Origin of the sequence: Deinococcus rhizophilus (assembly GCF_030271215.1) — a bacterium.
Taxonomy (GTDB): Bacteria; Deinococcota; Deinococci; order Deinococcales; family Deinococcaceae; genus Deinococcus; species Deinococcus rhizophilus.
Map to the genome: position 1 here is coordinate 1 of NZ_JASNGB010000160.1, position 7,042 is coordinate 7,042.

7 protein-coding genes are annotated in these 7,042 nt (G+C 70.3%); 2 read left to right on the forward strand and 5 right to left on the reverse strand.

Features of this window, described 5'->3' with window-relative positions:
• Positions 1 to 293: 293 nt before the first annotated feature.
• From QOL99_RS13600 to QOL99_RS13620, 5 genes are all read right to left on the reverse strand, one after another.
• Positions 294 to 710 (reverse strand): type II toxin-antitoxin system VapC family toxin, encoded by a 417-nt coding sequence (locus QOL99_RS13600; protein ID WP_285524603.1) that lies wholly within the window; start codon positions 708 to 710, stop codon positions 294 to 296.
• Entirely contained in the window at positions 707 to 1,048 is a 342-nt protein-coding gene (mazE, locus tag QOL99_RS13605) for a type II toxin-antitoxin system MazE family antitoxin (RefSeq protein WP_285524605.1), read from the reverse strand. The genes QOL99_RS13600 and mazE overlap by 4 nt, the downstream gene beginning before the upstream one ends.
• Positions 1,049 to 1,158: 110 nt before the next feature.
• On the reverse strand, positions 1,159 to 2,235 hold the full coding sequence (gene recA / locus QOL99_RS13610) for a recombinase RecA (RefSeq protein WP_285524607.1): 1,077 nt from the start codon (positions 2,233 to 2,235) through the stop codon (positions 1,159 to 1,161).
• Positions 2,232 to 2,990, reverse strand: a complete 759-nt coding sequence (thpR, locus tag QOL99_RS13615) for an RNA 2',3'-cyclic phosphodiesterase (RefSeq protein ID WP_285524609.1) — start codon at positions 2,988 to 2,990, stop codon at positions 2,232 to 2,234. The genes recA and thpR overlap by 4 nt, the downstream gene beginning before the upstream one ends.
• Positions 2,987 to 4,204: a CinA family nicotinamide mononucleotide deamidase-related protein gene (locus QOL99_RS13620; RefSeq protein ID WP_285524611.1), complete on the reverse strand. Its 1,218-nt coding sequence runs from the start codon at positions 4,202 to 4,204 to the stop codon at positions 2,987 to 2,989. Before QOL99_RS13620 ends, thpR begins: the two co-directional genes overlap by 4 nt.
• Before the next feature lie 131 nt (positions 4,205 to 4,335).
• Between QOL99_RS13620 and QOL99_RS13625 the strand changes: the two genes are divergently transcribed.
• Positions 4,336 to 5,721, forward strand: coding sequence for an NCS2 family permease (locus QOL99_RS13625; RefSeq protein ID WP_285524612.1), 1,386 nt, complete (start codon positions 4,336 to 4,338; stop codon positions 5,719 to 5,721).
• Positions 5,722 to 5,940: 219 nt separating this feature from the next.
• Positions 5,941 to 7,042 (forward strand): DNA polymerase III subunit gamma/tau (dnaX, locus tag QOL99_RS13630; protein WP_285524613.1); only part of this gene is annotated, 1,102 nt, incomplete at its 3' end.

Here is a 7,042-nt window from a genome sequence, read left to right on the forward strand (position 1 = left end):
AGGAAGCCGTGCTGGACGTGCTTTTCTAAAACTGAAAGATGTCAGGTATGTAAGGTCCAACTCTTCTGGGCATCGACCTAGCATATAAGATTACAACTCTGCAAAACCATTGCTTTACCCCCACCTTCACTCGGGTGGGGGCTTCGTCTTGGGGCGGGTTGTGGGTGCCTCCCGTGCGGAGACCCCGCCCGAAGGATGGCCCCAGTGTGGCCGCCTGGCCCCGGCGGGGGCATCCGCCGAAAGGGGGAGGGGCGGGTAGGGGAGATGGCGGGGGGTGGGGACGCGGCCGGGTTTTACAGGGTCACGATATTGAGCGCGGGAAAGTCGCTAAAGTCGGCCACATTGAGGGTGAAGAGTCCGTCGGCGTGGTGCAGGGCGTGGGCGCCGATCAGGGCGTCGGGGAGCACTGGCCGCATCCCCCGCCCTCCCCCAGCGCGTCGGCGGGCGTGCAGGGCGGCATTGGCTTGCCCGGCTTCGGCCCAGGCCGCGAGGCTCATGCTGGGGTCCAGGGCAATGTCGGTCGCCTGAAGAAACGAGTCGATCAAGGGACGTGGCGTGTTCGGGCGGGCATGAAGCTCGGCGTACACCACACCGCTGATCACCAATGGCCCCTGTGCTTGCAGGGCGGCCAGGACCTGCGCCACAGCCGCTGCTCTGGGAGTTCTGTCCAGCAGCTCACTGATGACATTCGTGTCCAGCGCAGTTCTCAAGGGCGGCCGTCTCTGGCCCCGGCGCCCTCCAGAACCTCGCCCACCCGGGTGATGCGGGCACCGGGACCGCTGCGGAGAAGGCGGAGTTCCTCGTCACTGAGGCCCTCGTGCCGCGTCTCGCGGATAAAGTCCTCGGTGGTGTAGCCCTCCGGGAGTGGGGCCGCGCCGACCCAGGCCAGAAACGGATTGTCTTTGCCCCGGCTGGGGCGAACGTGAATCCCCTGATCGTCCATCACGAACTCGATCTCGTCCCCTTTCCCGACGCCCAGCCGCTCCCGGACCTCGCGTGGCAGAACAACCTGCCCTTTGCTGCTGACGGTGGCGGTCTTCTTCCGCATGCCTGACCTCCTGTCTTACATCGTCGCATGAAAAGTAAGAGACCAGATGAGCAGAAGACGCCCCCACCCATCTTTCGGGCAGGGGCGCTCGTAGACGAACTCGGGCGGGCTTATTCAGCCACGGCGGGCACGGTCGCCACGCTGGGGACCTCGGCGCCGCCGTTGCGGATGGCGGCCAGCACGCGGTCGCGGATCTCCTGCTCCATCTCGGGGCGCTCGGCGATGTGGGCGATGGCCTTTTCCTTGCCCTGGCCGATCCGCTCCTCGCCGTAGGAGTAAAAGGACCCGGCCTTCTTGATGATGTCCATGTCGGAGGCCAGCGTCACGAGGTCGCTGAGCTGGTCGAAGCCCTTGCCGTACACCAGCGCCAGCTCGACTTCCTTGAAGGGCGCGGCGACCTTGTTCTTCACGGTCTTGACCTTGACGGTGTTCGCCACGGCGTCGTTGCCGACCTTGATGGGCTGGCCGATCTTGCGCACGTCCAGCCGCACGCTGGAGTAGAACTTCAGCGCCCGGCCGCCGGTGGTCGTCTCGGGGTTGCCGTACATCACGCCGATCTTCTCGCGCACCTGGTTGATGAAGATGGCGGCGGTGCCCGTCTTGGAGAGGATCGCGGTCAGCTTGCGCAGCGCCTGCGACATCAGGCGGGCCTGGAGGCCGGGCAGCGAGTCGCCCATCTCGCCCTCGATCTCGGCGCGGGGGGTCAGGGCGGCGACCGAGTCCACGACGACCACGTCGATCGCCCCCGAGCGCACCAGCAGTTCCATGATCTCCAGCGCCTGCTCGCCGTTGTCGGGCTGCGAGACCAGCAGTTCGTCGGTGTTGACGCCCAGGGCACGGGCATAGACCGGGTCCAGCGCGTGCTCGGCGTCGATAAAGGCGCACGTCCCACCCGCCTTTTGCGCCTGAGCCACGATGCTCAGGGCCAGGGTGGTCTTGCCGCCCGACTCGGGGCCGTAGATCTCGGTCACGCGGCCGCGCGGAATCCCGCCCACGCCCAGCGCGAGGTCGAGGCTGAGGCTGCCGGTGGAGACCGCCTGCACGTCGAGCTTGCTCTCGGCGCCCAGCCGCATGATCGAGCCCTTGCCAAAGGCCTTTTCGATCTGGGTCATGGCCGTCTCGATGGCCTTGGAGCGTTCCTTGACGTCGCCGGGGGTGCCGAACTCTTTGGGGTTGTCCTTGCTCATGGGGTCTCCTGGGAGGGGAAAGGGGCGGAGGGCATCGGGTCCTGAATGTCCTGCGTGGCGGCCGGGGGCGGGTTGCTGGCCTCGCCCCGCAGCCGGAAGGTGCTCACGGTGTCGTAGATCGGGCCGGTCTTACGGAGGGTGCTGCGAATCAGCGCCAGATTCCCTGCCTGCCAGCCCAGATCGAAGAGGAGCGGGGGCACGCGCGGCGCAGGCCCCTTCTTGCGGGCCAGCGTGACGTGCGCCTTGAAGGGGAGGTCGTCGGTGGCGATACCCAGCTCCCGCAGCCCCACCCGCAGCTCGGCGGCCAGCTCGTTCAGGCCCTCCGCCTCCGCCTTCACGAACCACACGCGGGGGCTGCCCTCGTTGGGAAAGTAGCCGGTGCCGCGCAGCCGGATGTGCATCGGGGACAGCTGCTCGGTCAGCCGCGCCCCCAGCCGCTTGAGGTCGGCCACCCGGTCCGGCGGCACGGCGGGAAGGTAGGCGAGGGTGATGTGCAACTGGTCGGCCCGCACCGCCCGCCAGTTGCCGCGTAACTGTCGCTGCGACCCGGCCAGCGGGGTCGCCACGTCGCCGGGGACCTTGAGGGCGAAGAAGAGGCGCTGGGTCTGGGGGGCGTGTGGCGTGTGGCCCGTGGCCTGTGAGGGGGTGGAGAGGGGTTTCGGGCCGGGCCGGGTGGCGGCACGGGAGGCCGCGGCGGGGGCTTTGGCCTCCTTTACGGGCGGCGCGGCGGGCCTGGGCGCCTTGCGAATCTTCATGCGCCCACCGCCGGGGAGCGCAGCACGCGCAGCGCGAGGGCCAGCGCGGCGACGGCGGCCCGTTCCCGGATCTGCGCGGCGTCGCCCGGCCAGTCCAGCGCCCGGACCTCGGCCCGTTCCGGGTCACTCAGGGCGACGAAGGTGCGGCCCGCGCCCTCCCCCTTCGCGGTAGTCACGACGGCGAGGCCCACCGCCGCCCCCAGGTGCTCCCGCGCTCCCCGGGCCAGTTCCAGGGCGGCAGGTTCGCTCACGACCCCGTGGTCGCGCAGGGTCACCGGGGTCAGGCCCAGCGTGATCAATCGGGCGTGGTCCACCGTGACGGCGGCGTCCAGGAAGCCGGGTTCGTCGGCCAGCAGCGAGGACAGCGCCCCGCCGCTTCCGGCCTCGATGACGCCCAGGGTGCGCCCCCTGAGGGCGGCGGTCACCGCTCCGGCCAGCGTGTCGCCGTCCTCGCCCCAGGTCCAGCGGGCGAGGCGCTCGCGGACGGTCGCCAGCACCGGGGCGGCCAGGGCCTGCGCACCCTCCAGGGTCGGCGCACTCGCGGCCACCCGCACGTCCACCCCGGTCCGGCGGGCGTAGGTGGCGACGCTGGGATTGGCCGCCCGGGTCAGCTCCGCCAGCAGCTCGGCCACGTTGCTCTCGCCGATGCCCTGGGTGTGCACGGTCACCGCGTGCAGCGCTGAGTCGGGCAGCGGCAGCCGGGGCAGCACCTCATCGCGCCACATCCGGTGCATCTCGCGCGGGGGGCCGGGCAGGGCCACGATGAAGCGCTCCTTCCCCCCCACCCGCGTCCGCACGAACCACCCCGGCGCGGTGCCGACCGGATTGGGCAGCGCCTCGGCCGAGGGGATCAGCCAGGCCTGCTTGCGGTTGACCTGCGGCATCGCCCTGCCCCGGCTGGAATACAGGCCCTCCAGCCACGCGATCAGGGCCGGGTCCTCCTGCGGCGTCTCCCCCAGCACGGCGGCGATCGCCTCCCGCGTGAGGTCGTCGTCGGTGGGGCCGAGGCCGCCCCCCACGATCACGAGGTCCGCGCGGGAGAGGGCCAGCCGCAGTCCCTCCGACACCCGCTCCAGGTTGTCGCCCAGCACGGTCTTGCGGTGCAGCGTGACGCCCCGCGCCCCGAGTTCGCGGGCGAGGTAGGCGGCGTTGCTGTCGACGATCTCGCCGAACAGCAGCTCCGTGCCCACGCTGATGATTTCTGCTAGCAGCATAACAACCTCGGCTGAGTATAGGCGATAGCGAAGCCACATGCCAGGGGAATCACCGCCCGAGTGTAGGCGCCAGCGGGGGGGAACTGGGGGAGTTGCGACGCAGGCTTCACGGGGCCTTCATAGTGGAAGCCGTGACGACGACTCCAGCTTCTTCCGGCGGGTTTCTGGACCGCTACTTCGGCATCCGGGCGGCGGGCAGCACGCCAGGCACCGAGGTGCGGGCGGGCCTGACCACCTTCCTGACCATGAGTTACGTGCTGTTCGTGAATCCGCAGATTCTCAGCACGGCGATCGACGTGCCCAACGCCTTCGTGCAACTGCTGATGACCACGGCGCTGGCCGCCGCGTTCGGCTCGCTGGCGATGGGGCTGGTGGCGCGGTATCCCTTCGCGCAGGCGCCGGGCATGGGCCTGAACGCCTTCTTCGCCTTCACGGTGGTGGGGGGCCTCGGCGTGCCGTGGCAGACGGCGCTGGGGGCGGTGTTCATCTCCGGCGTGCTGTTCGTGCTGCTCAGCGTGCTGGGTGCCCGGCAGGCCATCGTGCGGGCCATTCCGGGCGTCCTGAAATTCTCGATCACGGCCGGGATCGGGGCCTTCCTCGCCTTTATCGGGCTGCGAAACGCCGGGATCGTGGTGGCGAACGAGGCCACGCTGGTCGGCCTGGGCCGCCTGACCGCCGCGCCGTCGGTCGTGGCGCTCACCGGGCTGGTGATCACGGCGGCGCTGCTGGCCCGGCGGGTCAAGGGCGCGATCCTGTGGGGCATCCTGGCCGCGACGGTGCTCGCCATCGCGCTTCAGCTTCCGGTGTACGTGGGCGCGAACGGCCAGTCGGTGCCCTTCAGCGGCTTCACCGGGCGCTTCCTGGGCATCTTCGACACCCCGGTGTGGCCGTCCAGCCTGATCGGGCAGATGGACCTCGCCGGGGCGCTGGGGCTGGGACTGCTGAGCGTGGTCTTCACCTTCTTCTTCGTGGACTTCTTCGACGCGACGGGCACCCTGACGGGCCTCGCGCAAAAGGCCGGGTACCTGCGGGAAGACGGCGACATGCCCCGCGCCCGCCGGGTCTTCACGATGGACGGCCTCGCGGCGATGTTCGGGGCGTTCATGGGGACTTCCACCACCACGGCCTACGTGGAATCGGCCTCCGGCATCGAGGACGGGGGCCGCACCGGGCTGACCGCCGTGGTCGTGGGCGTGCTGTTCCTGCTCGCCATGTTCCTGTGGCCGCTGGCAAGCGCGATTCCCGCCGCCGCGACCGCCCCCGCCCTGATTCTGGTCGGGGCGCTGATGCTCGAGGGCCTGCGCCACGTGGACTGGGACGACGTCACCGAGAGCATCCCCGCCTTCCTGACCATCATCGCCATGCCGCTGACCTTCTCCATCGCCAACGGGGTGAGCTGGGGGGTGATCAGCCTGTGCGGGATCAAGCTGCTGTCGGGCCGGGGCCGCGAGGTGAGTCCGATTCTCTACGCGGTGGCGGCGCTGCTGCTGGCGCGGTACATCTGGCTGGCGGAGTAAGAAGGGTTGGAACTGAAGGGGCGTCCGGGTGGGCGCCTCTTTGCCATGGTCAGACCCGAACCCAGCTCCCCTCACCCCCCGCCCGGAAGCTCGCCGCTACACTGAGCAGGTGAAGGGTACAGAAGCGGGGCGCGGCGCGAGGTTGACACAAAAATCTCGGTGGAGACGGCACTTCTGCCCGTTCGCCTCCGCTTCCCCTGCTTGCCCCCGGGAGTGCCCATGAGCGCCATCTACCAGCGTGCCCGGCCCGTCAACTGGGATCAGGTGGTCGGGCAGGAACATGTCAAGGACGTGCTGAGGACCGCGCTGGAGCAGGGGCGGGTGGGGCACGCCTACCTGTTTTCCGGGCCGCGCGGGGTGGGCAAGACGACCACCGCCCGCCTCATCGCCATGACCGCCAACTGCGCCGGGCCGCTCCCGAAGCCCTGCGGCGAGTGCGAGAGCTGCCTCGCGGTGCGGGCGGGGTCGCACCCCGACGTGCTGGAGATCGACGCGGCCTCCAACAACTCGGTGGACGACGTGCGCGACCTGCGCGAGAAGGTGTCCCTCGCGGCCATGCGCGGTGGCAAGAAGATCTACATCCTCGACGAGGCGCACATGATGTCGAGGGCGGCCTTCAACGCCCTCCTCAAGACGCTGGAGGAGCCGCCCCCGCACGTCATCTTCATCCTAGCGACGACCGAGCCGGAAAAGATCATCCCGACCATCCTCTCGCGCTGCCAGCACTACCGCTTCCGCCGCCTGACCCCCGAGGAGATCGCTGGGAAGCTCGCGGGGCTGGCCCGGCGCGAGGGGATGACCGCCGAGCCCGAGGCCCTCCACCTGATCGGGCGGCTGGCCGACGGCGCCATGCGCGACGGCGAGAGCCTGCTGGAACGGATGCTGGCGGCGGGCACGGCGGTCACCAAGGCCGCCGTGGAGGACGCGCTGGGCCTGCCCCCCGGCGAGCGGGTGCGCGCCGTGGCGGGGGCACTGGTGCTGGGGGACGCGGCGACGGCGCTTCAGGGTGCGGCGCAGCTCTACCGCGAGGGGTTCGCGGCCCGGACGGTGGTGGAGGGTCTGGTCGCGGCCTTCGCGGACGCCCTGCACGCCGAACTGGGGCTGGAGGGCCAAGTTCTGGAGGGCGCCGACGTGCCCCGGCTGCTGAGGCTGCAAGCCGCGCTGGACGAGCAGGAGTCGCGCTTTGCCCGCTCGGCGGACCTACTGAGCCTGGAACTGGCGCTGACCCACGCCCTGCTCGCGGCGGATGGGGGCGGGGGCAGTGGGGCCCCCGCCGGAGCCGCCGCCGCGCCCGCCGTTCCCGCCTACGTGACCGGGCGCC